Genomic DNA, 26855 nt, shown 5'->3' on the forward strand with positions numbered 1-26855 from the left:
GCCTGGGACATCACCGGGCGGCGGCTCGCCGGTGTCCTCGACGCCGGCGTGACCCCCCATTCCGTGTGGGAGACGCCCGCCTCGCTCGTCGAGCACGGCGCGGTCGCCGGCCGTGCGCTGCTGACCGCACCGGAACCCCCCACCGCGATCCTGTGCCAGTCCGACCTGCTGGCCTCCGGCGTGGTGCTCGCCGCACGCGAGCTCGGCCTGCGCGTGCCGCAGGACGTCTCCGTGGCCGGCTTCGACGGGCTCGACCTGCCCTGGCTCGCCCCCGACGTGCTGACCTCGGTGGTGCAGCCGCTGGCCGAGAAGGGCGCGGCCGCCGGTCACGCCGTCGAGGCCCTGCTCGCCGGAGAGCAGCCGGCCAACGTCGAGCTGCCCGTCACGCTGCGCATCGGCACCACGACAGGCCCGGCGCCGGGCTGATCGTCACAGGCAGCGTTACGACACCGGCAGGGCCAGCGAGCCCCGGTCAGCCGGGCGCCGGTCAGCTCAGGCGGACGACTGCCTGTGCCTTGCCGAGCACGCGAGCGCCGTCGACGGACACCGTCAGGTCGATCCGCGCGGTGCGCGCCTCGAGATCCACGGTGCCGACGGTCGCGACGACGTCGACGGCGACCTCGCCCGGGTCGGGGACCGGGACCGGGCGCGTGAAACGCACCTGGTAGTCGAGCACCGCACCCGGGTCGCCCAGCCAGTCGGTCACGACCGTCACGGCTGCGCCCATGGTCCACATGCCGTGCGCGATCACACCAGGCAGACCCACCGAGGTGGCCACGCGCTCGTTCCAGTGGATCGGGTTGAAGTCACCGCTCGCCCCCGCGTACCGCACGAGCCGTGCACGGTCGACGGTGACCGTGCCGGAGGTGACCTGCTCGCCGACGCTCAGCCCGGCGGCCGAGGGAAGGCCGGGACGACTCTGGCCGCTCACGCCGCCTCCTCGGGGCGGACCGCCAGCGTCGAGACGACGGTAGCCACAGCCTCGCCTGCCTCGGTGGCGATCTCCGCACGCGTGGTGATCATGGCCAGCCCGGCGCGCTCGACGATCTGGTCGACGTGCAGCACCGTGACCAGCCGATCGCCGGCGTGGATGGGCCGGTGATGCGTGAACCGCTCGTCGGCGTGCACGACCCGGCTGAAGTCGATACCGGCCGCCGGGTCCTCGAACAGCTGGGCCTCGGCCCGCTGCGCGATGACGACCGCGAAGGTCGCCGGTGCGATCACGTCCGGGTACCCCCACGACCGTGCGGCGTCGGGGTCGGTGTGCGCCGGGTGCGTGGACCCGACGGCGGACGCGAACTCACGGAGCTTCTCGCGGGAGACCTCGTAGACCGCGTTCGCGGGGTACTCACGCCCCGCGTAGCCGGTGTCGACGCCCATCAGCGATCAGCCGTTGCTGCTGCCCGGAGGCAGGGTCAGCGGGTCTCGCGGTGGATGGTGTGGCGGTTCTCGCGCGGGCAGAACTTCTTCATCTCGAGACGGTCGGGGTCGTTCCGACGGTTCTTCTTCGTGATGTAGTTCCGCTCCTTGCACTCCGTGCACGCGAGCGTGATCTTCGGACGGACGTCCGAGCTCTTGCTGGCCATGGTCTTGCCACCTCTCGCACCGCACGGTGCTTGCGATCTTGTCGACGCGCGCCGGCCGACGCGCGGTGTGTTCCTTGAGTGGTAGCGGGAGCGGGACTCGAACCCGCGACACCACGATTATGAGCCGTGTGCTCTAACCACCTGAGCTACCCCGCCACGGGTGCCTCACGGGTCAAGGCGTGAACCTTGACCCGTGACACACCACAGAGCCCCGAAAGGGAATCGAACCCTTGACCTTCTCCTTACCATGGAGACGCTCTGCCGACTGAGCTATCGGGGCAGCGCGAGCAAGATTACACGGGCCAGGGCGTCAGGGCGAAATCGGCCCCGGCAGGCGCACGTCGAGGCGCCCGGGAGCGGTGCGGGCGAGCTCCGCCCACCCCCGCTACACCTCCGCGCGAGGCCTTGCGACCGACCCCGGGGCCCGTGCCCGGACCCGGAACCGGACCCGGCGAAGCAGAAGACCCCCGGACCATCAGGTCCGGGGGTCTTGCCCGTGGCGGGTGAGGGATTCGAACCCCCGTAGGCGTTGCCAGCTGATTTACAGTCAGCCCCCTTTGGCCACTCGGGTAACCCGCCAGGGTGCGTGCCGCCCGGTGACCGGGGTGGCAGGACCACCGCGACCGCGCGAGCAACGTGCGGGTGGAAGGATAGCAACTTCCGGGGGCTCCTCGTGCACGCGAGCTCCCGCACGACCCTGCACGAGCCCGCGCACCAGCCCTCCCCGCCGTGGAGAGGGCCCCGCAGGCACACGGACGAGCCCGGCACCAGACCGGGCGACAAGGAGGGAACATGGCGAGCGAGTCCTCGTTCGACGTCGTCAGCAAGGTCGACCGGCAGGAGGTCGACAACGCGCTCAACCAGGCCGCCAAGGAGATCCTCCAGCGGTACGACTTCAAGGGCGTGGGCGCCTCGATCACGTGGAGCGGCGAGAAGGTCCTCATGGTCGCCAACTCCTCCGAGCGGGTGCTCGCGGTGCTCGACGTGTTCCAGTCCAAGCTCATCAAGCGCGGCATCTCGCTCAAGTCGCTCGACACGGGCGACGACGAGCCCAAGCCCTCGGGCAAGGAGTACCGGCTCGAGGGGCTGATCAAGGAAGGCCTGAGCACCGAGGTCGCCAAGAAGCTCGCCAAGATCGTGCGCGACGAGGGCCCCAAGGGCGTCAAGACGCAGATCCAGGGTGACGAGCTGCGCGTGAGCGCCAAGAGCCGCGACGACCTGCAGGCCGTGATCGCGCTGCTCAAGGGCGCCGACGTCGACGCCGCGCTGCAGTTCGTGAACTACCGCTGACCTGCCTCGTCCCCGGGGCCCGCGCCCGGCGCGCACGGGCCCCGGGTGACGTCAGGCGCGCGACCGGCGCCGCACCACCAGGCTCGTCAGACCGGCCAGCACGAGGCCCACGGCGAGCGCCACGAGCAGGGCCAGCCGTTCCGCGCCCGTCAGGGCCAGCACCGCGACGACGACCTCGGCCGACCCCGTGGACGAGCGCATCGACCGCGCGGAGCCGTCCGGGTCGGCCCACGCCACCTCACCGACGTTCTCGACGGTGCCGGTGCTCTCGACGACCGTGCTCACCACGACCGCGGGGGCGGTGCCCCGGGCGCCGAGCCAGCCGCCGAGCACGCACTCGACCAGGCCACCACGGCCCTCGGCGGTGCGGCCCGTCACGGTGCACGTCCACGCAGCCGAACCGTCCGTCGCGGGTGCCGCGGGCTGCACGGACACCACCCGCAGGGTCGCCGGGACGTCGTCACGCAGCGTGATCCGGTCGGTGGCGCCGTGGCCGGTGTTCGACACCGTGAGCGTCCAGTCGACCGGCGCACCGGGTCGCGCGACCGAGGTCGAGGCGACCTTGTCGACCGTCAGCTCAGGTGCGCGCGGCGCGGCGCAGGCCATGGTCAGCGCCGGGAACGGCACGGCCAGCGTGGTGCTCGGCCCGGCCGTGACCGTCAGCAGCGCACCGTCGCGGAGCGCCGCCTCGGGCAGCGACGCGTCGGGCACCTGGTCCTGCCAGACAGGGGTCTCGCCCGCCCGGGCCTGACGCCAGCCCGGCCACGCGACGCCCACACCCGCAGGATCGACCGCCGCACCAGGCCAGAGCAGCGCGCCGGTCAGGGCGCCGCCCGCAGGGATGGTGTCGACGTGCACGGCCGGTCCGTCGGGCACGCCGTCCTGGTCGGCGTCGGCGAACCAGGTGAGCGTGACGGGCTGCCTGGACGTGTCGACGTTGCGGACGTCGATCGCGTAGTCGAGCCACGTGCCGTCCGCGCGGCAGACCGAGCCCGCGGTCGCGTCGACCCACCGGACCACGACGGGGGCGTCGTCGGTGTCGGACCGCTCGGTCGGGGTCGGGTCGGGCGAGCCGGTGTCGGTCCACCGCACGGTCGCGGTGTTCACGACCTGGTCGACCGCCACGTCGTCCGGCACCCGGACGTGCACCGTGACGAGCGGTGCCGACGCGCCAGGGACGAGCGTGCTGCCCGTGGGGTACGCGCAGCGGACCGTGTCGCCCGCCGCCGGGTCCGCCGGGTCGGTGGGGTCGACCGTGCACGTCCACGGCGCCGGTGCGGTCACGCCGGTGACGTCGAGCTCGGCCGGGACGGGGTCGACGAGCCGCACGTCGGCCGTCGCGGCCGGACCGGTGTTCCGCACGCCGAGCGTGTAGTCGATCGTGTCGGAACCCTGCACGTCGTCGTCGCTTGCGTCCTTGGTGAGCTCGAGCTCGGAGAACGCGTTCTCGACCACCACGAGGGCGTCCGCGGTCGTCAGCGTCAGGTCACCGTGACCGCTCTGCACGACCCCGTCGATCCGGTAGCCGATCGTCGCCCCGGAGGCGTCCGTCTCGGTCACCCGGCACTGCGCACCCACCGGGAGCCCGGTGACGGTCCGGCTCGCGCCGTCCTTGAGCGTGAACGACGCGTCGCCCGCCGCCAGGGGCAGGGTCTGCCCGCCGAACGTGCACGTGAGCTCGACGGAGAAGTCGGCGTCCGCGAGCGCACCGGTCGCCCCCGCGGCTGCCTTGCGCACCGTGAGCGAGGCCGCCTCGTACACGTTGGTCACGGTGACGAGGTTGTCGGCCGCGCTCTCGCCGGCCAGGACCTCGACCGTCGCGGACTGCCCGTCCGTGGACCCGACCGGGTCGAACGTGGTGCGGCTGGCGCCCGCGGCGTCCGGCTCGGTGACCACGCAGGACGCCCCGGCGGGCACGTGCTCGACCTGACCGGTCCATCCGCCGGCGGCGCCGAGCGTCACCGCTCCCCCGCCGGGCAGCGTGACGGTCGTCCGCGGGCCCGCGGGGTCGGTCGGGTCGGTGGGCACCGTGCAGGTGACCTGCACGTCGACCGAGCTCGCCGCGACAGAGAAGTCGGTGTCGTCCTGGACCGCCTTGCGCACGCCCACCGCACCCTCGGGGAACAGCACACCGGCCTTGCGCGGCTGCGAGGTGTACGTCGCATCGGACACACCGCGGTACCCGAAGGTGTTCCAGGCGACCAGACCCTCCCAGTCGTCGGCGTGCAGGTCGTAGGGCGCACGCATGGTCCACGCCACACGCACCGACGACCCGGCCGGGAGCGTCCCGTCGGCCGTGCCGCTGAAGTCGAGCACGTACGCGAAGCCGGTGACCGCCGCCGGGTCGGCCGGTGGCGTGGCCGACCAGGTCGCGTCCGGGCCGGTCGGGTAGGTGACGGGCGGCTGCGCGACGGTCGTGTAGAGCACGGTCATCGTCGCGCCGGCCGGGGCCACGTCCAGCACGGGCGTCGTGCCGTCCCAGGTCGGTCGCCACGCGGTGTCGCGCGGCAGGGCCGTCACCTCACCCACGTCACCCCGCGCCGGCAGCACGTCCACCAGCACCAGCGACGAACCCGGGACGTTGCCGGACGTCACCGCGGTGCGCCAGCGCATGAGCCCGCCCGGCTGCACGTTCGCGGCGCACGGGTAGGCCACGTAGCCCTCCGCGTCCGCGGCGCAGGACGCGGCGGAGTGACCGGCGCGCGTGTCCGTCGCCCCGAGGTCCGTCGGCCAGGCGCGCACGTCCTTGCGCGAGGTGAAGGCACCCGAGCTGGACACGGTCAGCGGGACGCCCAGCCGGCACGTCGCGTCGGACGCCGAGTAGGACCGGGTGCCGGTGCCGGTCGAGGTGCAGGTCGGGTCCTGCACCGTGCGCGTGGACGAGGCCGAGCCGAAGGCGACCGTGTTGGTGGCCGGGCCGAGCGCGCTCGAACGCACGACCAGCGGCAACGTCAGGCGCACGGTCTGGCCGGGCAGCAGCACCGCACCCGGCTCCCACCGCAGCAGCACCGCGTGCGCCGGTACCAGTACCCCGTCGATCGTGGCGGGGACCGCGGAGTCGTTGTAGCGCAAGGACTGCGGCGTGCCCAGCAGGTCCTCGCCCGCACCGTCCAGAGCGACCGACCACGGTGCGCCACCGGTCCCGGCGACCAGGCCGGTCTCGGTCGTGTCGAGCCGCAGGACCTCGCCCGAGGCGTCGGTGGGCAGCACGTCGACCAGCACGGGGTCGGGCAGGTCGGCGGTACCGGTGTGCGTGGCACCCAGCGTGAAGGTCACGGTCGAGCCGGGCAGCACGTCACCGGTCGGCGACTTGGAGACCTGCACGGCGATCGTGCCCGCCCGGACGTTCAGCGTGTCGGACCCGGTCCGCACCGAGGACGGCAGGCCACCGCCGTCGGCCCGGCCGGTCACCGTGTCGGCGACCTCGCCGACGACGCTCGCGCCGGGGTTGGCGACCGTGTCGTCCATCGTGGAGGGTGTCCCACCGGTGGCCGAGGGCGCACCACCCGAGCGCAACGTGTCGCGCAGCACGGCGGCGAGCGTCACCCGGCCGACCTGCCCCGGCGTGGCCAGCGCGTCGCCGAGGAACACCACGCGCACACCGGTGACGTCGGACCAGGCCGCACCTGCGGGCAGCGCGAGCGCACCCGTCGTGGCCGCGACCGGCGTCCCGGTGGTCCAGGTACCTCCGGTGACGGCGAGGTCGGAGCCCGTCGCGGTGAACGTCGCACCGGTCAGCACGTCGAGCCGGATCCGCGTGGTCCCGGTCGGCAGCTGCGTCACCGTGGCCCCCGTGAGGTCCACCGCGTCGTAGAACGCCGGGGACGCGTGCTCGGCGGGCTGGCTTCCGGTGTCGGCGTCAGCCCCCGGCATCGTGGCCGCATCGGTCAGCGTGAGGGCACTCGCCTCGGAGTTGCCCACGTTCTGGATCGTGAGCCGCACGTCGAACGGCTGGGTGCCCGCCACGTCACGGTCGACGCTCGCACGCGAGATGTCCTTGGTGACGAGCACGTCCAGCGACGGCGCGCTGATGGTCACGTGGTCGGTGGCGGTGTCGGTCACCGGCTGCGGCACGCACGGGTCGACGTCCTCCATGCGCGCGCCCGTGGCGGTCGAGTCCTCGCACACGCGACCGTCGGTCGAGGTGGCCGTCACCTCGTTGGTGACCGGGGCGCCCGCGGCGGTGGCGGTCACCGGGTCGCCCGTCCCGCGGACGGTCGGGCGCAGACGTGTGTCGAGCGTCAGCGCACCGGTGGCGGAGGGCGCGATCCGCCCGGCGAACTCCACCTGCACCTGCACCGCGTCGGCGAGCAGCGTCGTGCGCTGCGTGGTGCTGAGAGTCGACCAGGCGACGTCGGCCAGGCCGCTGCCGGTGTCCAGACGGACGACCGTGCGCGAGGCGTCGGCGCCCGTCGGCGGCACCGTGCTCAGCGACGTGATCGTGAACCGGTCGAACGGGTTGGTGCCCGCGGCCCCCAGCGAGGACGGTTCGGTGATCGTCAGCGTGTCGACGGCGGAGTCCGCGGTGGCGTTCGTGGCCGTGACGTGCAGCGTGGCACGGGGGAAGTCGGCGTCCGGGGTCCCCGCCTCCGGCAGCGCGAGGTCGTGCGGCGACTGCCCGTACGCGTCGGCGCGCAGCCACGACTTCGTGGCCGTCACGGCGAGCGCCATCGGCAGGATCGTCACGGTGCGTCCGGACGCGGCGTTGCCGGCGGTCCCGGCACCGAGCGGGCTCATCGAGCCTGCACCGGACCCGCCGCGCACCAGCCCGTCGTTGACGACCTGCCCGACGCAGTCGTCGAGCGGCGGGGCCGTGCTCGCGCCGACCGCGCAGGCGTTGTAGGTGCGCGCGTCGTTGACGGGCAACGCCGGGTCCGAGCGCAGCACGTCGCGCAGCCGGACCTGCAGGGCCAGGCCGCGCGCGGTGTCGCCGGCCGGGACGGCCGCCACGCCGCTGCCCGTGGGGGTGAGCGCAGCACGCCAGTCGCCCGCGGCGACGAGTGCGTCGACGACGGCAGCCCGCTCCGCCGTGGGCAGCGGGACGTAGACGAGGCGGACGGCCCACGCGTCAGCACGGTCCTGCGCGGTGAGCGTCACACCGGGGAACCCCGCGGTGCAGGGCGCGGCGACCGTGCACGGAGTGTTCGCCAGCGCCCGCCAGGTCGTGCCGTCCCACAGCTCGACCCCGACGACCTGGTCGAACACGAGGTACGGGTCCCAGGCGGACCCGGCCGTCGCGGTCGGGCCCGCCGTGATCCGTGGCAGGCCGACGAGGTCGAACGCGTCGAAGAACGAGTCGGTACCGTCGACGCCGTCACCGGTGGCGGGGTCGGCGAAGTCGCTCACCTCGACGCGGGCGAGGTCGTCAGCACCGTTGGTGCTCCACCCGATCCCCAGCGTGAGCTGACCGGCTGCCCCGGACGCCCCCTCGGTGACGAGACGGTCCGCGTCCTTGGTCAGCGGCGCGGGGCCGCCCGGCCCGGACGCCAGACCCGTGACGTCGTCGCACTCCGCGGCCGACGTCGCGGAGGACGACGGGTTCCCCGCCAGCTCCGCGGTCGCCTGCGTGCAGTTGGTCAGCGTCTGACCGGCCGCGTACGACGATCCTGCCCGCACCGCGAACGTGAGGTTCGCGCGCACGGTCGCACCGTCGGCGAACCCGGTCGGGCGCTCCACGAGCATCCGCACCCCGGTCACGGTGCCGTTGACCGCGGCCGCGGACATCGCCGACGCGATCGACTGCGTCAGCGTCGCCGGCCCTGCGAGCGTGCGGACCGTCTGCCAGGCGCCGCTGACGTGCACCTGCACGGTCAGGGTGTCGCCGGAGGCGACCGGCGTGGCCACGAGCGAGGTCGGCTCGAACGTGTCCCACCACGCCTCGGAGGTCGCGTCGCCGTCGACCCGCTGCTCGGTCATCACGAGCGTGGTCGGCCGCGCGTTGGCCCCGCTGGCACCGCCCACGCGCGCGGTCGCGCCGAGCACCGCAGTGGTCGTCGTGCCGGGCGCGGTGGAGATGGTCGACGACGTGAGCCGCTTGGCGGCGCTGACGGCCAGCGTGGGGGCGACGAGCGTCACGGTGGAGCACGCCGGGGTGCTCGGGGCGGAGGTCGTGCCCGCGGCGGTGGTCGTGGCCGCGACGCAGTTCACCGGTGCCGCGTGCGAGCCGTCGGTCACGTGCGCGGTCGGTCCGGCGGCGACCTGGTACGGCACGCGGGCGACGGCACCGACGGCGATCGCGCCGGCGAACTCGACCTGGAGCCCGGTGACCTCGGTCCACGCACCCAGGCCGAGTGCGGCGAGCGTGGGCAGTGTGCCGGCCGTCGTGGTGCTCGCCGAGGACGTCCCGCCGGCGGTGGTGACGGTGAGGGTCGCCGACGTGGCGCCGCTCGGCCACTGGATCCCTGCGCCGGCCCCGTCGGTGCCGAGACCTGCGAGCTGGATCCCGTCGGCGGCGAACACACCGGACGAGCCCGGGGCCGGGTCGCTGAGCGTGAGCGCGGCGGCGGGCACGTTCGAGGTGTTGGTGCCCGAGATCGTGACGGTCGAGGTCGCGCCCGCGAGCGGGAGCGTCGCCGGGCTGAACGTCGACTTGGCGGACGTCGCCGCCAGGTGCGCGGGCACGAGCTCGAAGGACGCGGAGGCGGTCGCGGCCGGCGAGGTGTAGACGGTGCCGTCGACCTGGCCCTCGGACACGACGGCGACCGTGTTGGTCACCGTGCCCTCGACCGGGCCGCCCGAGCGCGCGCTGGTGCGCTGCACGGTGCCGAGCGTCACGCCGCCCGTGGCCCCTGTGCCCATCGCCCCGAGGAACGTCAGCTCGAGCCCGGTGACGTCCGCGACGTCCACGGGCAACGAGCCGAGCAGGTCGTCGCCGGCGGACACCGAGGCCCGCGCGGACTCGCCCAGGTCGTACGCGGTGCCGCCGACGTACGCGACCACGCGCAGGCCGGTGGACCCGGCGGGCCAGGCGACGTCCGCACCGGTCAACGCCGCCAGGTCCAGCCGGTCGAACGCGCTCCCGGCGGGGATGGACGTCGGGTCGGACGGCTCACGCAGGGTGAGCGACGTGGCGGTGAAGTTCGAGCTCGTCGTGCCGGTGAGGGTCACCCGCTTGGCGGCGCCGGGCTGCACGAGCTCGTCGACGGGCGCCGGTCCGGGACCGTCGACCGCGTCCGCCCACGTCTTGCCCGCGGTGGCCAGCGGAGCGGGCACCACGCTGAGCGTGACGTCCGCCGAGCTGGTGACGGTGCCACGGTTGCTCGCGGTCATCGTCGCGGTGTTCGTCACCGTCAGGTCGCCGTCGGAGGCGTCCCGGTCGAGGAAGCGGGCGTGCACGCGCAGCGAGCCGGTCGACCCCTCGACGAGCCCGACCGACCCGGCGGGGTGCGGGTCCCCCAGCTCCTTCGTGAACGCCACCGTGACCGTGTTTCCCGACGTGGCCACGGTGGCGGGGATGCTCGCGGAGAGAGGGTCGACGCTGATCAGCGTGAGCCCCGCAGGCAGGGTGTCCGTCAGGACGGCGTCCTGGCAGCTGTTGACGTTCGAGTAGCAGTCGAACGTCAGCAGGAACGAGAACGTCTCGCCCGCGTCGACGGTGGACGTCGAGACGGTCTTCGTCAGGTGCATGTCGGACCAGCCCGGGTCACCGGGGGCGGCGAGCGCGGGTGCCGCGCCCGCGAGCACGGAGGTGGCGACGACCGCCAGGGAGGCCAGCGTCGCGGTCAACCGCCTCAACGGTCGTCGGGGCTGCCGGCGCAGGGTGCTGGACGGTCGGGGCACAGGGCTTTCCCTCTGTTCACGAACGGGTCTCGAGGCCCGAGAACGGGCACACGGGGAGGTCGTGGACAAGTGACTCAGCACGGCCGAGGCCGGACAGGGTGAGGCCGAGGTGATTCGAGGGGTGAACCGGACACGCGTCCAGGACCTTCGTCCCGATTCGCCCGAGTCGGGCACCGCCCGGACGCTCAGGCGTGCAGCAGACCCCGTCGGTACGCGGTCACGAGGGCGTCGTCCCGGTTGTGCACGCCGAGCTTGCGGTACAACGACCGCACCTGGGACTTGACGGTGTTGGGCGACACGAACAGCCGCGCCGCGACCACGTCGAGCGACGGCGTGGAGACCAGCTCGGTCAGCACCGCGCGCTCACGTTCGGTGAGCTCCACGACCGTCAGGCTCGCCGGCACGGCAGCGACCTGGTCGATGGCCTGACCCTCGAGCAGGTCGCGCAGCAGGCCGACGGCGTGCGGCGTGGGACCGCCGGGCGTCAGCGGCTGGGCGGCGACGGCGCGCAGCTCGTCGGTGGGCAGCTGGGCGAACCCCTGGACCAGACCCTGCGGATGCGCCAGCTCCGCAGCGCGGGAGGCGGCCACCAGTGCGGCGGCGCCCTGGCCGAGCCTGTGCTCGGCGACCGCCTCGAGGAGCAGGGCCGAGACCCGGTGCCGCGTCGTGGTCGTCGCATGCGCGACCCGGACGGCCTGCGTGCGCGCCGCGAGCACGTCACCGGTCAGCAGGTCGATGCGCGCGCGCCGCAGCCGCAACAGCTCGGGCAGGTCCGCGGCATCCTCGACCGCGTCCCGCGCGCGGTTGCCGTCACCCAGCGCGACGAGCAGGTCCGCGCGCGCGCCGACCAGCAGGTCACGCACGAAGCTGCCCGGGCGGCACGTGTCCGCGTGCGAGGCGACCTCCACCTCGAGCGCGTGCAGCGCACCCACCCGGTCCCCGCGCAGCACGGCCAGCTCGGCACGTGCGTACGCCACGAACGCCCACAGCTCCTCACGCACCACGAGCCGCTCGGCTCCGGCCAGCTCGGCGAGCAGGTCCTCGGCCGCCGCCAGGTCGAGCCGCCCGAGGGCCACGAGCGCCCGGGCCACCGTCCAGCCGGTCCGCGAGAGGTCCTCGAGCTCCCCGCCGGCCGGAGGGACCGCGTCGAGCTGGTCCAGCCACCCCTGCGCGGCAACCAGGTCGCCCTGCAGCGCATGCACGAGCGCGAGGTCGCCGCACGCGTTGCGCAGCAGGAAGTCGATGCCGGTGCGCCGGGCCGCACGGGCCGACGCCCGCAGGTCCTGCCCGGCACGCACCAGGTCGCCACGCAGCAGCCGCAGGATCCCCCAGTGCAACCGGGCGAGGGCGACGAGGTCGAGCGCCTCGGCGTCGAGCCGCAGCAGGTGCTCGGAGCGGGCCGCGACCTCCTCGGCCTCGTCGACGTGACCGAGAGTGCGCAAGGTCAGCACCTGCGCGAGCGCCGCACCGATCCGGTCCCGGTCGGTCTCCGGGACGGGCACCGGGACCGGGGTCGCCACGTCGGGGCGCAGACCACCGGGCATCTCGTCGGAGCCGCGGGCCGCGACGACGTCGAGCACCGTGCCGGTGCCGGTGCGGTCGGAGTGCACGGGCAGGATGCCGACCAGGAACGAGCGCAGCAGCTCCATGCTCGGCTCGACGTGCATCCGCCCTGGCGGTGCCAGCTCGATCACCCGCTGCACGAGGGGCAACCGGTGGCACATGAGCTCGACCATCCCGTCCTGCAGGATCGTGGAGGCCTGATCCCACTCCTCGGCGAGGATCGCGTGCGCGAGCGCCCTGTCCCTCGCACCGGAGGCGAGCGTGACCTCCGCCAGCCGGACGTGCAGGTCGTGATGCAGGTCCGGCTCGGTCCGCGCCAGCCGCGCGACCAGCAGTCGGCGCACCGTGGGCGCGAACGTGGCCAGACCGTCGTCGTCGGCCTCCAGCAGGCCACCCCGCACGAGGAGCTGCACGGTCGACCGGTCGACCGCGACCGCGCGCGCCGTCGCCTCGTCGATCTCGTCGGCCAACGCCAGGCGACCGACCGCCCCGGCGCTGCGACCGTCGGGCGCGACCAGCGCGTCGAGCGCCGCGGTCAGCAGCGGCTCGACCGGCGACTCGTCCACGGACACCGGTCCACCCGCGCGACGTCCGGCCTCGGCACCCCCGGCGCTCGAGCCGTCGGTCGACCGCGCACCGGTGAGGATCGCGACCACGGCCGCGCACCAGCCCCGGACCCGCCCGTGGACGGCTGCGACCGGCATGCGTCCCGCCGCGTCGTCGTCGAGCCCGAGCAGCCGGGCGAGCCGGTGCGCCTCGTCGACCGTGAACGCCAGGTCCTCAGGTCCGATGAGCACCCCGTCGCGCCGCGACGGCACGTCGAGCAGCGTGCCGCCGCGGGTCGTCACCACGCAGCGCACGTGCGGCGCCGCACCGGCCAGCGCCAGGACGGCCGCATCCCGGTGCGGGTCGCCGGGACGCAGTCGTGCCAGGACGAGTGTCGTGGGCCGCGGGTCGGCGCGGACGTCCTGCAACGCGGCCACGTAACCCTCGGCGGGCTCCTCGTCGAACCGCACCAGCCGGGTGCCGTCGGCACCGCCCGCCGCGAGCCACTGCTCGACCAGCACACCGGCCCCGGCACCCAGCGGTCCACGGACGACCGTCAGCGGCGCAGCCGTGTCGAGCATCCCGAGCAGCCGGGGACGGTCCAGCACGGGTGCCGCACGCCCGAGGTCGTGCACGTCGCCCGCGGAGTCCACCCGTGCCCGCTCCGTCCGCAGTCGTGCCGAAACCTCCTGTCGCACCCATCGTGCGTGGTCAGCGCGCTTCCGCTCGCGGACGCATCGGGTGAAAGGGGGGTGAGTCGGGTCACGCCGGGTCAGGAGGGGGTGCTACCCCCTGGGCCGAACCCTGCGCCGGCCAGGCCCTCGAGCCGCTCGATCCGCTCCGCCATGGGCGGGTGCGTGGCGAACAGCCTGCCCATGCCGGCCCCGCGGAACGGGTTGGCGATCATCAGGTGCGAGACGTCGACCAGCTCGCGGTCCTGCGGCAGCGGACGGGCGGCGGTGCCCTGCTCGAGCTTGCGCAGGGCCGAGGCCAGCGCCAACGGGTCACCGGTCAGCCGCGACCCGTCCTCGTCGGCGTCGAACTCACGTGTGCGACTGATCGCGAGCTGGATCATCATGGCGGCCAGGGGTGCGAGCAGGGCCAGCAGCAGACCGGCGATCGGGTTCCCGCCCCGTTCACGGTCGCCCCCGCCGCCGAAGAAGAGCGCGAACTGGGCCAGCGAGGTGATGACACCCGCGACGGCCGCCGCGACCGACGAGGTGAGGATGTCGCGGTTGTAGACGTGCATCAGCTCGTGCCCGAGCACCCCGCGCAGCTCGCGCTCGTCGAGGATCGCCAGGATCCCCTCGGTGCAGCACACCGCCGCGTTCTTCGGGTTGCGTCCCGTGGCGAAGGCGTTCGGCGCAGCGGTCGGCGAGACGTACAGACGCGGCATGGGCTGGCGTGCGGCCGTCGACAGCTCACGCACGATCCGGTACATCGTCGGCTGCTCGATCTCGGAGACGGGCCGGGCGCGCATGGCGCGGATCGCGATCTTGTCGGAGTTCCAGTAGCTGTACGCCGTGGTCAGCAGACCGATCCCGGCGAAGAGCAGCAGGTAGGTGGGACGGCCCCGGCCGAGCACCCAGCCGATCCCGAGCAGCACCGCCCACATGGCCCCGAACAGCGCGGCCGTCTTGACGCCGTTGAAGTGCTGGCGACCCATCCTCGTCCGTCTCCTTCCCCTGGTCCCGGACCCGGCGCGTACCGCGGGACCACTCGCACCAGCAGAACGCTCCCGGGAGCGGCACGGTTCCCGGGAGACGTCACGTGCGGTCCTCTCGCAGCGCGGACGTCCGCCCCGCCCGGTGGCGCCTGCTCGTATCCTGTGCTCACCCCGGACCGGCTCACCGATCGGTCCGGTACCGCTGTGACCAGCCCTTCGACTCCCCGAACGATGGAGACACCCATGCGCGCACCCCGCTGGACCGCCCTGGCCGCACTCGCCGCCCTGGCGCTCGCGGCCTGTGCGCCGGTCGACGACGAGGCTGCCGCGTCCGTCGCCTCCACCGACGGCGCCCTGGCAACCGTGACCGAGGGCGTGCTGACCGTCGGCACCTCGGACCCGGCCTACGGCCCTTGGGTCGTCGACAACGACCCCACGAGCGGGGAAGGCTTCGAGTCCGCGGTCGCCTACGCGGTCGCCGCGCACCTCGGGTTCGACGCCGAGCACGTCGAGTGGGTCCCGGTGACGTTCGACCAGATCATCGCGCCGGGGACCAAGTCCTTCGACTTCGCCGTCAACCAGGTCTCGATCAGCGACGAGCGCAAGGCCAACCTGGACTTCTCCAGCCCCTACTACACGACCGCGCAGGCCGTCGTGACCCTCGAGGGCACCGCGGCCGCCGAGGCCACGAGCCTGGCCGACCTGCAGGGACTGCGCATCGGCGCCATGGTCGGCACCACGAGCCTGACCGCCGCGCAGCAGGAGATCGCACCCACCACCGACGTCCAGGTGTTCAACGACAACGACCTGGTCAAGCAGGCCCTCACCTCCGGGCTGGTGGACGCGATCGTGGTCGACCTGCCGACCGCGCTCTACATCACGGCAGCCGAGCTCGACGGCGGGGTGCTGCTGGGGCAGCTGCCCGACAGCGCGGGCGGCGACGAGTTCGGTCTGGTGCTCGACAAGGGCTCCGCGCTGACCGACCCGGTCACCGAGGCCGTCGACGCGCTGCGGGCCGACGGCACGCTGGACGAGCTCGAGGCGCAGTGGCTGACGGACGCCGCCGGCGCACCTGTGCTGTCCTGAGCCCGCCCCGATCCGAGGAGCCTGCCGACCGCAGTGAGCGACAACCCCGGGGACATGCCCCGTGCGTGGACCCCGTCGGAGCGTCAGCGTGACCGTGACGCCTTCCGGCGGGGTCGCGCCCGTCGCTCGACGGCCGTCGCACTGACCTCGACGCTCGTCCTGACCGCCGTCGCGGTGCTCGGCCTCGTGTCCTCACCCGGCTGGCCGCGGGTGAAGGGCTCGTTCTTCGACCCCGACGTCGCCCGCTCGTCACTGCCGGCGGTACTCGAGGGGCTGTGGCTCAACGTGCGCGTCATGGTCGTGTGCGCGGTGCTCATCGTCGTCGTGGCGATGGCGCTCGCGCTGGCGCGGACGCTGCGCGGCCCGGCCTTCTTCCCCGTGCGGGCCGCCGCCACCGCCTACGTCGACGTGTTCCGGGGGCTGCCGCTCATCCTCGTGCTGCTGCTGGTCGGGTTCGGGCTGCCGGGTCTGCGGCTGCAAGGGGTGCCGACCTCCGCCGTCGTGCTCGGCGGGCTCGCGCTGGTCCTCACCTACTCCGCGTACGTCGCCGAGGTGTTCCGCGCGGGCATCGAGTCGGTGCACCCCTCGCAGGTCGCCGCAGCACGCTCCCTCGGGCTCAGCCGCGGCCAGGCCCTCCGGCACGTGGTGCTGCCGCAGGCGGTCCGCCGCGTCGTGCCGCCCCTGCTCAACGACCTGGTCGCCCTGTCCAAGGACTCCGGGCTCATCTCGATCCTGGGAGCCGTCGACGCCGTGCGTGCCGCGCAGATCCAGACGGCCACCTACGCGAACTTCACGCCCTACGTGGTCGCGGGCGTGCTGTTCGTCATCCTCACCATCCCGCTGACGCGGTTCACCGACGCACTCGCACGACGTTCGGGCTGGCTCGGCTCGCAAGGGGCGCTCGCCGGAGCGGGGGCCATGCGATGAGCCCCGGACGCCTGCGCAACCCGCCGCCGGGGCGCCCGCTGCCCCCGCCACCGGGTGCCCCGGACACCCCTCCTGCCTCGGTGCGCCCCGACGCCCCGGTGCTCGCGGTGCGCCACGTCCGCAAGGCCTTCGGCGAGCACGTCGTGCTGGACGACCTCTCGCTCGAGGTGGGCGCCCACCAGGTCGTGGTGCTCATCGGCGCCTCCGGCTCGGGCAAGTCGACCCTGCTGCGCTGCATCGACCTGCTCGAAGACGTCGACGACGGCGTGATCGAGCTCGAAGGCCAGGACATCACCGACCCTCGGCTCGACGCCGACACGATCCGCGCACGCATCGGCATGGTGTTCCAGGCGTACAACCTGTTCCCGCACCTGCGCGTGCTCGACAACGTCACGCTGGCCCCCCGGCTCGTGCACAAGGTGCCGCGCGCGCAGGCCGAGGAGGAGGCGCTGGCCGTGCTGGACCGGATCGGTCTGGCCGACAAGGCCCGTGCATTCCCCGACGAGCTCTCCGGCGGTCAGCAGCAACGCGTCGCCATCGCCCGGGCCCTGGTGGGCAAGCCGGCCGTCATGCTGCTCGACGAGGTCACCAGCGCGCTCGACCCCGAGCTGGTCGGCGAGGTCCTCGAGCTGCTCACCGAGCTCAAGCAGACCGGCCTGACGATGGTCGTGGCCACCCACGAGATGGCGTTCGCCCGCGAGGTCGCCGACGAGGTCGTGTTCCTGCACGCAGGGCGCGTGCACGAGCGTGGGACCCCCGCGCAGGTGCTGGGCGACCCGCAGGAGGAACGGACCCGCGAGTTCCTGCGGCGGGTCTCCGGCTGACGACTCAGGCCTGGTGCCGGCCCAGGGCGATCGCCGTCATCTCCTCACGCGGCACGACCTTGATGCGCTCACGCCCGTGCGGCTCGCCCAGCGAGCGCTCGTACGCGTCGAGCAGCTCCCACCCCGACCAGTCCACGACGTCCACGCCGCGCTGCACCAGGAAGTCCAGCACCGCCTGCGGGTCGCGGTCGCTCGCCGAGTAGAACGCCTCACCGCCGGCCGCCACGTCCTCGCCGAGATGCCGGATGGTCTCCGACGCGTCCGACTTGGTGTGACCGATCAGACCGACCGGGCCACGCTTGATCCACCCCGTCGCGTACACACCCGGGATGTGCTCACCGTCGACGTCGACGACCCGACCCTCACGGTTCGGGATCACGCCGGCGACGTCGTCGAACGGGATGTCCACCAGCGGCGAGCCGAAGTACCCCACGGCGCGGTACAACGCCTGCACCGGCCAGTCCTGCGTCTGCCCGGTGCCCGTGACGTTCCCGTCGCCGTTCAGCGCCGTGCGCTCGGTCCGCAGCCCGACGACCTTGCCGTCCTCGCCGAGCACCTCGACGGGCTTGTGCAGGAAGTGCAGGTGGATGCGACGGCTCGCCGTCAGCTCCTCGGGCTCCTTGAGCGTCCAGTCCGTGAGGGTCTTGACGACCTGCTTGGTCTGGTTCGAGGAGTGGATCGCCGCCATCGACCCCTCGTCGAACTCGAAGTCCTCGGGGTACACGATGACGTCGACGTCGGGCACGTGGCCGAGCTCGCGCAGCTCCAGCGGCGAGAACTTGACCTGCGCGGGGCCGCGACGGGCGAACACGTGCACGTCGGTCACCGGGCTGGCCTTGAGGATCTCGTACACGTTCGCCGGGATCTCGGTGGGCAGCAGGTCGTCGGCGTGCTTGGCCAGGATCCGCGCCACGTCGAGCGCCACGTTGCCGGCCCCGAGCACGGCGACCTGCCGGGCGTGCAGCGGCCACGTGCGCGGCACGTCCGGGTGACCGTCATACCAGGACACGAAGTCCGCCGCCCCGTACGACCCGTCCAGCTCGATGCCGGGGATCGGCAGCGCCGCGTCCCGGAACGAGCCGGTGGAGAAGATCACCGCGTCGTAGAACTGGCGCAGGTCGTCCAGCTTGAGGTCCGTGCCGTAGTCGACGTTGGCCAGCAGCCGGATGTCGCCCCGTTCGAGGACCTTGTGCAGCGCGACGATGATCTGCTTGATGCGCGGGTGGTCGGGGGCCACGCCGTACCGCACCAGACCGAACGGGGCGGGCAGCCGCTCGAACAGGTCGATGCTCACGTCGAGGTCGGTCTTCGACAGGATGTCGGCGGCGTAGATGCCGGCCGGGCCGGCGCCGACGACGGCGACGCGAAGGGTGGGGGTGCTCACGAGCGCGGGTGCCTTCCGGGCGGTGACAGATCCAGCGTTCCAGCATAGGGCGCCCGCGGAAGGCGGCCTCACCCGCTCGCCAGGATCCGGACATCGTCGTCAGCCGGGCGCCACGTCACAGGCCTAGGGTCGTGCGCGTGAGCGACTCCCCCGCCCCGTCCCGCCTGGGCCTGACCTGCGGCATCGCCGCGTACTCGCTGTGGGGGGTGCTCCCCCTGTACTTCCCGCTCATGGCACCGGCCGGTGCAGTCGAGATCATCGCCCACCGGGTCGTGTGGTCGCTGGTCGTCTGCCTGCTGCTGCTCGCCGTCACCCGCAGCTGGAGCGGGTTCGCCGCCGCGGTGCGGGACCGCCGCACCGTGCTGGTGCTGGCGGCGGCCTCCACGCTGCTGGCAGTCAACTGGTTGGTGTTCGTGTTCGGCGTCCTGACCGACCGTGTCGTCGACACGGCGCTCGGTTACTTCGTCAACCCGCTGGTCACCGTGGGCCTGGCGGTCCTGGTGCTGCGAGAACGGCTCCGGCCGGTGCAGTGGGTCGCGCTCGGGGTCGCCGCGAGCGCGGTCGTCGTCATCAGCGTCGGGTACGGCACCGTGCCGTGGATCGCCCTGGTGCTCGCGACCAGCTTCGGCCTGTACGGCTTGCTGAAGAACAGGGTGGGGCGCACCGTGGGCGCCGTCCCGGGGCTGGCCGTCGAGACCGCCGTGCTGGCGCCGGTCGCACTGGGCTACCTGGGCTGGCTCGCCGCGGCCGGCACGTCCAGCTTCGGCCAGCACGGTGCAGGGCACACCGCCGCGCTCGTCGGATCCGGGGTGGTGACCGCGGTGCCGCTCCTGCTGTTCAACACCGCCGCGCGGCACCTGCCGCTGAGCACCCTGGGCCTGCTGCAGTACATCGGGCCGACGCTGCAGTTCCTCATCGGCGTCGGCGTGCTGCACGAGACCATGCCGCCGGCCCGGTGGTGGGGGTTCGCGCTCGTGTGGGTCGCCCTGGTCCTGATGACCGTCGACGGGCTGCGCAGCTCACGCGCCGCGCGACGCATCCGCCGTGCTGCAGCCGAGCGGACCGCGGCCGACGTGGTCTGACCCGCGCACCGCCGCGCTCAGCGCGACCGGCCTCCTACCGCCGCGTCGACCACCAGCACGGTCACGTTGTCGCTGCCGCCGGCGGCCAGGACAGCGGCCACGAGCCGGTCGGCCGCCGCCTGCGGGTCCTCCTCGAGCCGCAGCTCGGCCTCGATCCGGGCGTCGCCCAGCACATCGCTGAGGCCGTCGGAGCACACGACCATGCGGTCGCCCTGACTGACGGGGAACAGCAGCACGTCGGGTTCGACGGCGTCGTCGACACCACCCAGCACACGCGTGACGATGTTGCGGCGCGGGTGCCGCAACGCCTGCTCGGGGGCCACGACACCGCTGGCCACGAGCTCCGCCACCTCCGAGTGATCGTTCGTCACCTGCTCGAGCACGCCGCCGATCATGCGGTAGGTGCGCGAGTCGCCGACGTTGAGCACGATCCAGCACGGTGTGCGCTGCCACACGGTGAGCACCACACCCGACACGGTGGTGCCCGGCGGTCGGGTGCTGTGCCCGGCCGCGAGGTCACGCACACGGGCATTGGCCTCACGGACCACTGCCACGACGTCCGCCGGCCGCGGCGTGCGCCCCACCAAGGACGCCGCGAGCACGTCCACCGCGGTCCGGCTGGCCAGCTCCCCGGCGTCGTGACCGCCCATGCCGTCCGCCACCACGTACAGGCCGTCGGCCGCGAAGTAGGTGTCCTCGTTGGTCTCCCGGCGGGCCGTGGCCGTGGCGGCCCCTGCCCGCACCCGCACGCGAGGCACCCTTGCCCCGGGGGTGGGGACGGGCGCGGCGGTCATCGTGGCTCCGGTCAGGATCGACAATCGGGAGGAGCTGGACGCCCGTCAGCATAACGACCACGGCTGTGCCGCCGGCACGTCGCGGCAGCGGTCAGGCCTGCTCGACCCGCAGGCGACGCTCCCCGAACCGGACGGTCCACCCCGGACCGACGCTGACCCGCGCCCCGGCCGGCAGCACCGACTCGGCACCCGACGGTGTCACGACCACCGAGCCGTTGGTCGACCCGCGGTCCATGACCCACATCTGGCCGGGTGCGCCCGCGTCGAGGCCGAACGCCAGGTGCACCTTGGACACCGACCGGGCAGGATCGTCGACCGGCACCAGGTGCACGACACCGGGCGCGGGATCCGGGCGGCGCCCGATCAGGCCGTCACCGGCCACCTCGACCCGCTCACCGGTGTCGAGCACGAGCCGCAGCCCGATGCCCGGCGTGGGGCCACCGGTCGGGCCGGGCGCCTCGCGGAGCCGGGTGAGCTCCAGCTCGGCAAAGGGGTCAGCTGCGGACGCGGCAGCGGCCCGCGGTGCTGCGACAGGCGGGGGGCCAGCCACGATCGGCTGGGCGGCCGTCGACACGACCGGCTCGATCCCCGTCGGCGTCAGCGCCGACTGCGGGCCTGTCACCACAGGCTGCGCGCCGGTCACCACAGGCTGCGCGCCGGTCACCACAGGCTGCGCGCCGGTCACCGTGGGCTGCGCGCCGGTGACCGTGGGCAGCGCGACGGCCCAGGGCACGTCGACCATCGGCGTCTGGCCGGTCGCCGCACGGCGCGCCCGGCGACTGCTCCCAGGCTCTACCGGTGCCGGTGCGACGGGCTGGAGCGGCGGCTGGGCGGGTGCCACCGGACCGACGAAAGGCACCTCGGCCACGGGCGGTGCGCCGACCGGCGCACCCGCGGCCGGGGTGCCTGCAGGCGGTGGGGCCGACGGCGGCGGAGGTCCGACGGTCGGGGCCGCGGGCGCCACGGACGGCTCGACGCGCGCAGTGGGCCCGGGGAACGTGAGCACCGGCACCGAGGCCACCGGGGTCACCGGACCCGCGGGTGCCATCGGCGCGGGTGCCGCGGTTCCCGTCGGCGAGGAGGTGACCCCGCGCGGCACAGGCGGTGCACCCGGCCCGTGGCGCTGCGACGAACCCGGCGCGGCAGGTGCGCTCGCGCCTGCCGCGCGCGCACGCAGCACCATCGTGCCGCTGGCCTTGTCGTGCCAGCCGCGCAACGCCGGCCCGCGGTCCCACGCCCCCGAGGCCACCACGACCCACTGACCCACGAAGCACACGAGCGCCCCCGCACCCACGACCAGTGCGCGGACCAGCACCGCGAGCAGCCCCGCCGGCCGGCCCGTGCGTGCCGAGAGGGTACGGATGCCGAGCAGCGCCGAACCTGCCGTCGCGCCCGTGGTGGCCTCGGCGACCAGCTGTCCGACGACCGCCAGCAGGGCCAGCACCGACGGGAGCAGGGTGATCGCCGAACCGGTCGGGTCCTGCGGTCCCAGGAGCGCGACGATCCCCCAGCCGAGCCCCACGACCAGGCCGAGCACGACGCTGTCGACCAGGTAGGCGAGCACACGCAGGCCCACCGGGGCCACCGCGGTGGGTGCCACCGGGACAGCCCCCGTGCCGGCCCTGTGCGGCTCCCTGACACCCGGGCCGGGTGCGTGCCCCGCAGGGACCTGCCCGGGCGCCCCGCCGGGCAGGGCCATCGGCACGGGCACGGGGCCGGTCGTCGGACCCGCGCTCCGTGCACCCGTCGGGCCCACGGTCGGCAAGGAGCGGTCGCTCGCCGCCGGTGCCAGGGCGACGCGCGCCCCGCACTCGCTGCACAGCGCCGCCCCGGGAGTCAGCGGGAGCCCGCACACCGTGCACCGGGGCGGGGTGGGTCCGCTCGTCACAGCCGCTCCTGACATGTCATGCGGTCCGGTCGACCAGCGACTGCGCGAACGACACCAGGGCGTCCTTGGCCGGCCCCGAGGGCAACGGCTCGAGCTCGACGACGGCCGCCCGGGCCAGGGCCACGGCGTGCCGACGGGTCTCGTCGACCACCGGGTGCGTGCGCAACGCCGCCACGGCCTCCGCGAGGGCCTCGTCACCGGTCAGGTCACCGTCGAGCAGGGCCAGGACGCGCAGGTCCTCGGCGCTGGCGTCGGGGCGCGCGGCACGAGCGCGCAGCAGGAGCGCGGGCATCGTGGGGACCTTCTCACGCAGGTCCGTGCCCGGTGTCTTGCCGGTGACCGCACTGTCCGAGGTGAGGTCGATGACGTCGTCGGCCAGCTGGAAGGCCACGCCGATCTTCTCGCCGAACTCGGTGACCTGGTCGACGACGGCCGGACGGCAGCCGGCGAACATCGCCCCGAACCGCGCCGAGGTGGCGATGAGCGAGGCGGTCTTGTCGGCGAGGACCTGCAGGTAGTGCGCCACCGGGTCCTCGTCGGGGCGGGGACCCACGGTCTCGTGCAGCTGACCCAGGCACAGCCGTTCGAACGTCTGTGCCTGGATGCGCACCGCGTCCGGCCCAAGACCGGCAACCGTGGTCGAGGCCCGCGCGAACAGCAGGTCACCGGTGAGGATCGCGACCGAGTTGCCCCAGACCTCGTGCGCCGAGGGCGCACCGCGCCGCAGGGGCGCGGAGTCCATCACGTCGTCGTGGTACAGCGTCGCGAGGTGCGTCAGCTCGACCACCACGGCCGCGTCGAGCACCTCGCGTCGGGCACCGTCCCCGAGCTCGGCGGTCAGCAGCGTGAGCATCGGCCGCAGCCGCTTGCCACCGGCGTTGACCAGGTGGCGTGAGGCGTCGTCGGCCAGCGGGTCGGGCTGCGTGACGGCGTCACGCAGCCGCTCCTCGACGAGCGAGAGCCGGCCGGTGAGCCGGGCGGCCAGCTCGGGGTCGGCCAGCGGGAGGGCAAGTGCGGTCGTCACGGGTCGAACCTATCTGGCGCGCACGGCCGTCCGCGTCACCGAGGGCCGCATCACCCCGTCCGGCGGGGTGCCGCCGGTCACATCCGTCGGCAGCACCCCGCCCGGTCAGGGCAGGAACAGCGCGGCCTGGTCGAGGAGCTCGAGAACGGGCGAGGGGAAGACACCGAGCGCAAGGGTGAGCACGGCGCAGACCGCGACGGCCACGGCCGTGAAGCCCTCCGTGGTGACGACGGTCGTGGTCGCGGCCGGGACCGGGCGGGTCAGGGTCGCGGTGGTCACGACGTCGGGGGCGGACACATCCACCCCGTCGGCGTCCGGACCGGCCGCACCGGCCTCGTCCGCCCCGCTGGCCTCGTCCGCCACGCCGGCACCGGCCGTCCCCGCGGACGCCCGGGCGTCCGCGGCAGGCGCGGTGAAGAACATCAGGACGACGACCCGCACGTAGAAGAACGCCGCAGCGGCCGAGGCCACCACACCGACGACCGCCAGCGGCCAGGCCCCCCCTGCGACGGCGGCGCTGAAGACCGTGAACTTCCCGATGAACCCGGCCGTGAGGGGGATCCCCGCGAACGACAGCAGGAACAGCGTGAACGCCAGCGCGGTCAGCGGGTGCCGGCGGCCGAGCCCGGCCCACTGCGACAGGTGCGTGGCCTCGCCGAGCACGGTGCCGGCGGTGTCACCGTCCACGTCGTCCGGACCGGCGACCTTCTCGCGGACCACCGAGACGATGCCGAAGGCGCCGACCGTGGCGGCCCCGTAGGCCAGCAGGTAGAAGATCACCGCAGCGACGCCCGAGGCCTCGAGCGCCACGACACCGGTGAGCAGGAAGCCTGCGTGGGCGATCGAGGAGTAGGCGAGCATCCGCTTGACGTCGGTCTGCACGAGCGCGACGACCGTACCGAGGAGCATCGTGAGGATCGCGACGGCCCACAGCACGCCCTGCACGTCCCACTGCAGACCGGGGATGACGACGTACACGAAGCGCAGCAACGCCCCGGCGGCGGCGGCCTTGGTGCACGCCCCCATGAACCCCGTGATCGGCGTCGGTGCGCCCTGGTAGACGTCGGGCGTCCAGGCGTGGAACGGCACGGCGCCGATCTTGAACAGCAGGCCCGACACGACCAGCAGGGCGCCGACCAGCAGCAGCGCGTCCAGCCCGGACGGGTCGGCCGTGGCCGCGGCGATCTCGGAGAACCGCAACGAGCCCGAGTACCCGTACAGCAGCGCGATGCCGAACAGCATGAGGGCCGAGGCGAACGCACCGAGCAGGAAGTACTTCATCGACGCCTCCTGCGAGAGCAGGCGACGCCGACGGGCCATGCCCGTGAGCAGGTACAGCGGCAGCGAGAGCACCTCGAGCGCGACGAACAGCGTCAGCAGGTCGCCCGTGGCCGGGAAGATCAGCATGCCGCCCGTGGCGAACAGCACCAGGGGGAAGACCTCGGTCTGCTGCAACCCGTGCTGACGGGTCAGCTCCTCGTACTCCGAGCCGGGCACGGCCGAGGCAGACGGGGCGAACGCGTCCTCGCCCGTGTCCGTGCGGTCCGCGACGACGAGCGTGGCGACGAGTGCCAGCAGGGCGATGATGCCCTGCAGCGCGAGCGCCGGGCCGTCGATCACCAGCGAGCCGGACAGCACCTCGGTGCCGCCGGAGTCCACCGCGCCGTTCCACAGCGCGGCCACGGCGACCAGCGCCCCGGCCAGGGCGACGAACGCGACGACCAGCTGCACGACGCGGCGGCGGGCCGCCGGGACGAACGCCTCGACCAGCACGCCGAGCACGGCGGCCAGCAGCACGATGACGACCGGGCTGAGCTGCGCCCACGCGATGGTGGGTGCGGTGAAGGTGCTCACTCGTCAGTCCCTTCGACCGAGGTGGCGGACACGACGGCGGCGACGTCCTCGACGCCGCCCTGCTCGAGCGTGAGGTGCGCGCTCTCGCGCACCAGGGTGAGCGCGGGGCCCGGCACGAAGCCGAGCACGAGCATGACGGCGATCAGCGGGGCGACCGCCCACCGCTCGTGGGCGCGCAGGTCGGGCGTGCCTTCGAGGCCCGGGCGGACCGGACCGGTGAACACCCGCTGGTAGAGCCACAGCACGTAGATCGCGGCCAGCACCACGCCGAGGGTCGCGACGATCGCGGCAGCGGGGTGCCGCGCGAACGAACCGACCAGCACGAGGAACTCGCTGACGAACGTCGACAGGCCCGGCAGGGAGAGCGCGGACAGGCCGACCACCAGGAACGTGCCGGCGAGCACCGGGACAACCTTCTGCAGGCCACCGAAGTCGGCGATCTGCGCCGAGCCGCGCCGGGCCACCAGGAACCCGACCAGCAGGAACAGCGCACCCGTGGAGAACCCGTGGTTGACCATGTAGAACGACGAGCCGGCCACGGACGTCGAGGTGAACGCGAAGATGCCCAGGACGATGAACCCGAAGTGCGACACCGACGTGTACGCCACCAGCCGGAACATGTCCTTCTGCCCGATGGCCAGCAGCGCCCCGTAGAGGATCGACACGACGGCCAGCACGACGACCACGGGGGCCGCCCAGCGGGAGGCCGCAGGGAACAGCGGCAGGCACAGCGTGAGCATCCCGAAGGTGCCGACCTTGTCGAGCACGCCGACCAGCAGCGTCGAGGTGCCCGCGGGCGCCTGCTCGGCCGCGTCGGGCAGCCAGGTGTGCACCGGGAACATGGGCGCCTTGACAGCGAACGCCACGAAGAAGCCGATGAACAGCCACTTCTCCAGCGTGGGGTCGAGACTCAGACCGACGAGGTTGTCGATCAGGAACCCCTCGGACCCGCCCGGGCCCTGCAGGTACAGCCCGATGACCGCGACCAGCATCACCAGACCGCCGGCCAGACCGAACAGCAGGAACTTCACCGCGGCGTAGCGGCGCTGAGCGCCGCCGTACGCGCCGATCATGAAGTACACCGGGATCAGCATCGCCTCGAAGACGACGTAGAACAGGAACAGGTCGCGCGCGGCGAACACGAGCACGATGAACACCTCGAGCAGCAGCACGAGGGCCAGGTACCGACGCAGGCGGTCCGTGGGGGCGCCGTCACTGCCCTGCTCCCGCCAGGCGGCCAGGACCACCAGCGGCACGAGCAGCACCGACATGAGCACGAGCGAGAGACCCACGCCGTCGACCGCCAGGGCGTACGACACCCCGAGCTGCGGGATCCACGCGTACGTCTCGGCGAGCTGGTGGGTGCCGGCCGCGGAGGTGTCGAACGCGGTGAGTGCGCCGACGGCCAGGGCGAGCTCGGCCAGGGCGAACCCGAGTGCGACACCGCGGGCCCTGGCCCGGGCGGCACCGGCGGGCAGCACCCACAGCGTCACCGCCCCGAGCAGCGGCAGGACGACCAGGGCGGTCAACCAGGGGAAGGAGGACGACATCGTTCGGTGCTC

Annotated in this window: 18 protein-coding genes and 3 tRNA genes; 6 read left to right on the top strand and 15 right to left on the bottom strand. The window is 73.5% G+C overall.

All coding sequences use genetic code 11. From position 1 onward, the window contains the following. Positions 1–426, top strand: a 426-nt coding sequence (locus tag ACTHAM_RS16185; protein ID WP_440689331.1) for a substrate-binding domain-containing protein, incomplete at its 5' end; no start/stop codon positions are given. Between the two features lie 61 nt (positions 427–487). Here ACTHAM_RS16185 and ACTHAM_RS16190 read toward each other — a convergent pair. The 6 genes from ACTHAM_RS16190 to ACTHAM_RS16215 form a co-directional block, all read right to left on the bottom strand. After that, complete coding sequence (locus ACTHAM_RS16190) at positions 488–931, bottom strand: MaoC family dehydratase (protein ID WP_440689333.1); 444 nt, start codon at positions 929–931, stop codon at positions 488–490. After that, a complete protein-coding gene (locus tag ACTHAM_RS16195; RefSeq protein WP_440689335.1) occupies positions 928–1380 on the bottom strand; it encodes an FAS1-like dehydratase domain-containing protein in 453 nt (150 codons plus the stop codon). Before ACTHAM_RS16195 ends, ACTHAM_RS16190 begins: the two co-directional genes overlap by 4 nt. A gap of 35 nt (positions 1381–1415) precedes the next feature. Beyond that, the gene (rpmG, locus tag ACTHAM_RS16200; RefSeq protein ID WP_146951503.1) at positions 1416–1586 is read right to left on the bottom strand and encodes a 50S ribosomal protein L33; all 171 of its coding nucleotides are present in this window, start codon (positions 1584–1586) and stop codon (positions 1416–1418) included. 79 nt (positions 1587–1665) lie between these two features. Continuing rightward, positions 1666–1742: transfer RNA gene (locus tag ACTHAM_RS16205), tRNA-Met, on the bottom strand. 51 nt (positions 1743–1793) lie between these two features. Further along, positions 1794–1866: transfer RNA gene (locus tag ACTHAM_RS16210), tRNA-Thr, on the bottom strand. A 217-nt stretch (positions 1867–2083) separates the two neighbouring features. Next, positions 2084–2165 (bottom strand) — tRNA-Tyr (locus tag ACTHAM_RS16215). 213 nt (positions 2166–2378) lie between these two features. Here ACTHAM_RS16215 and ACTHAM_RS16220 point away from each other — a divergent pair. Beyond that, positions 2379–2876, top strand: coding sequence for a YajQ family cyclic di-GMP-binding protein (locus tag ACTHAM_RS16220; protein WP_440689337.1), 498 nt, complete (start codon positions 2379–2381; stop codon positions 2874–2876). A 51-nt stretch (positions 2877–2927) separates the two neighbouring features. On the opposite strand, the gene ACTHAM_RS16225 is transcribed toward ACTHAM_RS16220, so the two are convergent. From ACTHAM_RS16225 to htpX, 3 genes are all read right to left on the bottom strand, one after another. Further along, positions 2928–10601, bottom strand: coding sequence for a DUF5979 domain-containing protein (locus ACTHAM_RS16225; protein WP_440689339.1), 7674 nt, complete (start codon positions 10599–10601; stop codon positions 2928–2930). A 239-nt stretch (positions 10602–10840) separates the two neighbouring features. After that, on the bottom strand, positions 10841–13417 hold the full coding sequence (locus ACTHAM_RS16230) for a LuxR C-terminal-related transcriptional regulator (RefSeq protein ID WP_440689341.1): 2577 nt from the start codon (positions 13415–13417) through the stop codon (positions 10841–10843). Between the two features lie 119 nt (positions 13418–13536). Further along, positions 13537–14430: a zinc metalloprotease HtpX gene (gene htpX / locus ACTHAM_RS16235; protein ID WP_440689343.1), complete on the bottom strand. Its 894-nt coding sequence runs from the start codon at positions 14428–14430 to the stop codon at positions 13537–13539. Positions 14431–14673: 243 nt separating this feature from the next. Between htpX and ACTHAM_RS16240 the strand changes: the two genes are divergently transcribed. From ACTHAM_RS16240 to ACTHAM_RS16250, 3 genes are read left to right on the top strand one after another with little or no spacing between them, the layout of a single operon-like run. Next, complete coding sequence (locus tag ACTHAM_RS16240) at positions 14674–15516, top strand: ABC transporter substrate-binding protein (RefSeq protein WP_440689345.1); 843 nt, start codon at positions 14674–14676, stop codon at positions 15514–15516. Between the two features lie 54 nt (positions 15517–15570). After that, positions 15571–16443, top strand: coding sequence for an amino acid ABC transporter permease (locus ACTHAM_RS16245; RefSeq protein ID WP_440689407.1), 873 nt, complete (start codon positions 15571–15573; stop codon positions 16441–16443). Then, positions 16440–17267 (top strand): amino acid ABC transporter ATP-binding protein, encoded by an 828-nt coding sequence (locus tag ACTHAM_RS16250; protein WP_440689347.1) that lies wholly within the window; start codon positions 16440–16442, stop codon positions 17265–17267. Before ACTHAM_RS16245 ends, ACTHAM_RS16250 begins: the two co-directional genes overlap by 4 nt. A gap of 4 nt (positions 17268–17271) precedes the next feature. On the opposite strand, the gene ACTHAM_RS16255 is transcribed toward ACTHAM_RS16250, so the two are convergent. Beyond that, complete coding sequence (locus ACTHAM_RS16255) at positions 17272–18651, bottom strand: FAD-dependent oxidoreductase (RefSeq protein WP_440689349.1); 1380 nt, start codon at positions 18649–18651, stop codon at positions 17272–17274. A gap of 137 nt (positions 18652–18788) precedes the next feature. Here ACTHAM_RS16255 and rarD point away from each other — a divergent pair, with 137 nt between their 5' ends. Continuing rightward, a complete protein-coding gene (rarD, locus tag ACTHAM_RS16260; protein WP_440689351.1) occupies positions 18789–19733 on the top strand; it encodes an EamA family transporter RarD in 945 nt (314 codons plus the stop codon). A gap of 17 nt (positions 19734–19750) precedes the next feature. Here rarD and ACTHAM_RS16265 read toward each other — a convergent pair whose 3' ends face one another. The 5 genes from ACTHAM_RS16265 to ACTHAM_RS16285 form a co-directional block, all read right to left on the bottom strand. Continuing rightward, positions 19751–20527 carry a PP2C family protein-serine/threonine phosphatase gene (locus tag ACTHAM_RS16265; protein WP_440689353.1) on the bottom strand — a complete coding sequence of 259 codons (777 nt, stop codon included), beginning with the start codon at positions 20525–20527 and terminating at the stop codon, positions 19751–19753. 91 nt (positions 20528–20618) lie between these two features. Next, positions 20619–22127, bottom strand: coding sequence for an RDD family protein (locus ACTHAM_RS16270; RefSeq protein ID WP_440689355.1), 1509 nt, complete (start codon positions 22125–22127; stop codon positions 20619–20621). A gap of 304 nt (positions 22128–22431) precedes the next feature. Further along, positions 22432–23439 (bottom strand): polyprenyl synthetase family protein, encoded by a 1008-nt coding sequence (locus tag ACTHAM_RS16275; protein WP_440689357.1) that lies wholly within the window; start codon positions 23437–23439, stop codon positions 22432–22434. A 105-nt stretch (positions 23440–23544) separates the two neighbouring features. After that, positions 23545–25293 (bottom strand): NADH-quinone oxidoreductase subunit NuoN, encoded by a 1749-nt coding sequence (nuoN, locus tag ACTHAM_RS16280; RefSeq protein WP_440689359.1) that lies wholly within the window; start codon positions 25291–25293, stop codon positions 23545–23547. Continuing rightward, positions 25290–26843: an NADH-quinone oxidoreductase subunit M gene (locus ACTHAM_RS16285; protein WP_440689361.1), complete on the bottom strand. Its 1554-nt coding sequence runs from the start codon at positions 26841–26843 to the stop codon at positions 25290–25292. Before ACTHAM_RS16285 ends, nuoN begins: the two co-directional genes overlap by 4 nt. Positions 26844–26855 lie beyond the last annotated feature (12 nt).

The sequence above is a fragment of the Cellulomonas soli genome, assembly GCF_052036975.1.
Lineage (GTDB): Bacteria > Actinomycetota > Actinomycetes > Actinomycetales > Cellulomonadaceae > Cellulomonas > Cellulomonas soli_A.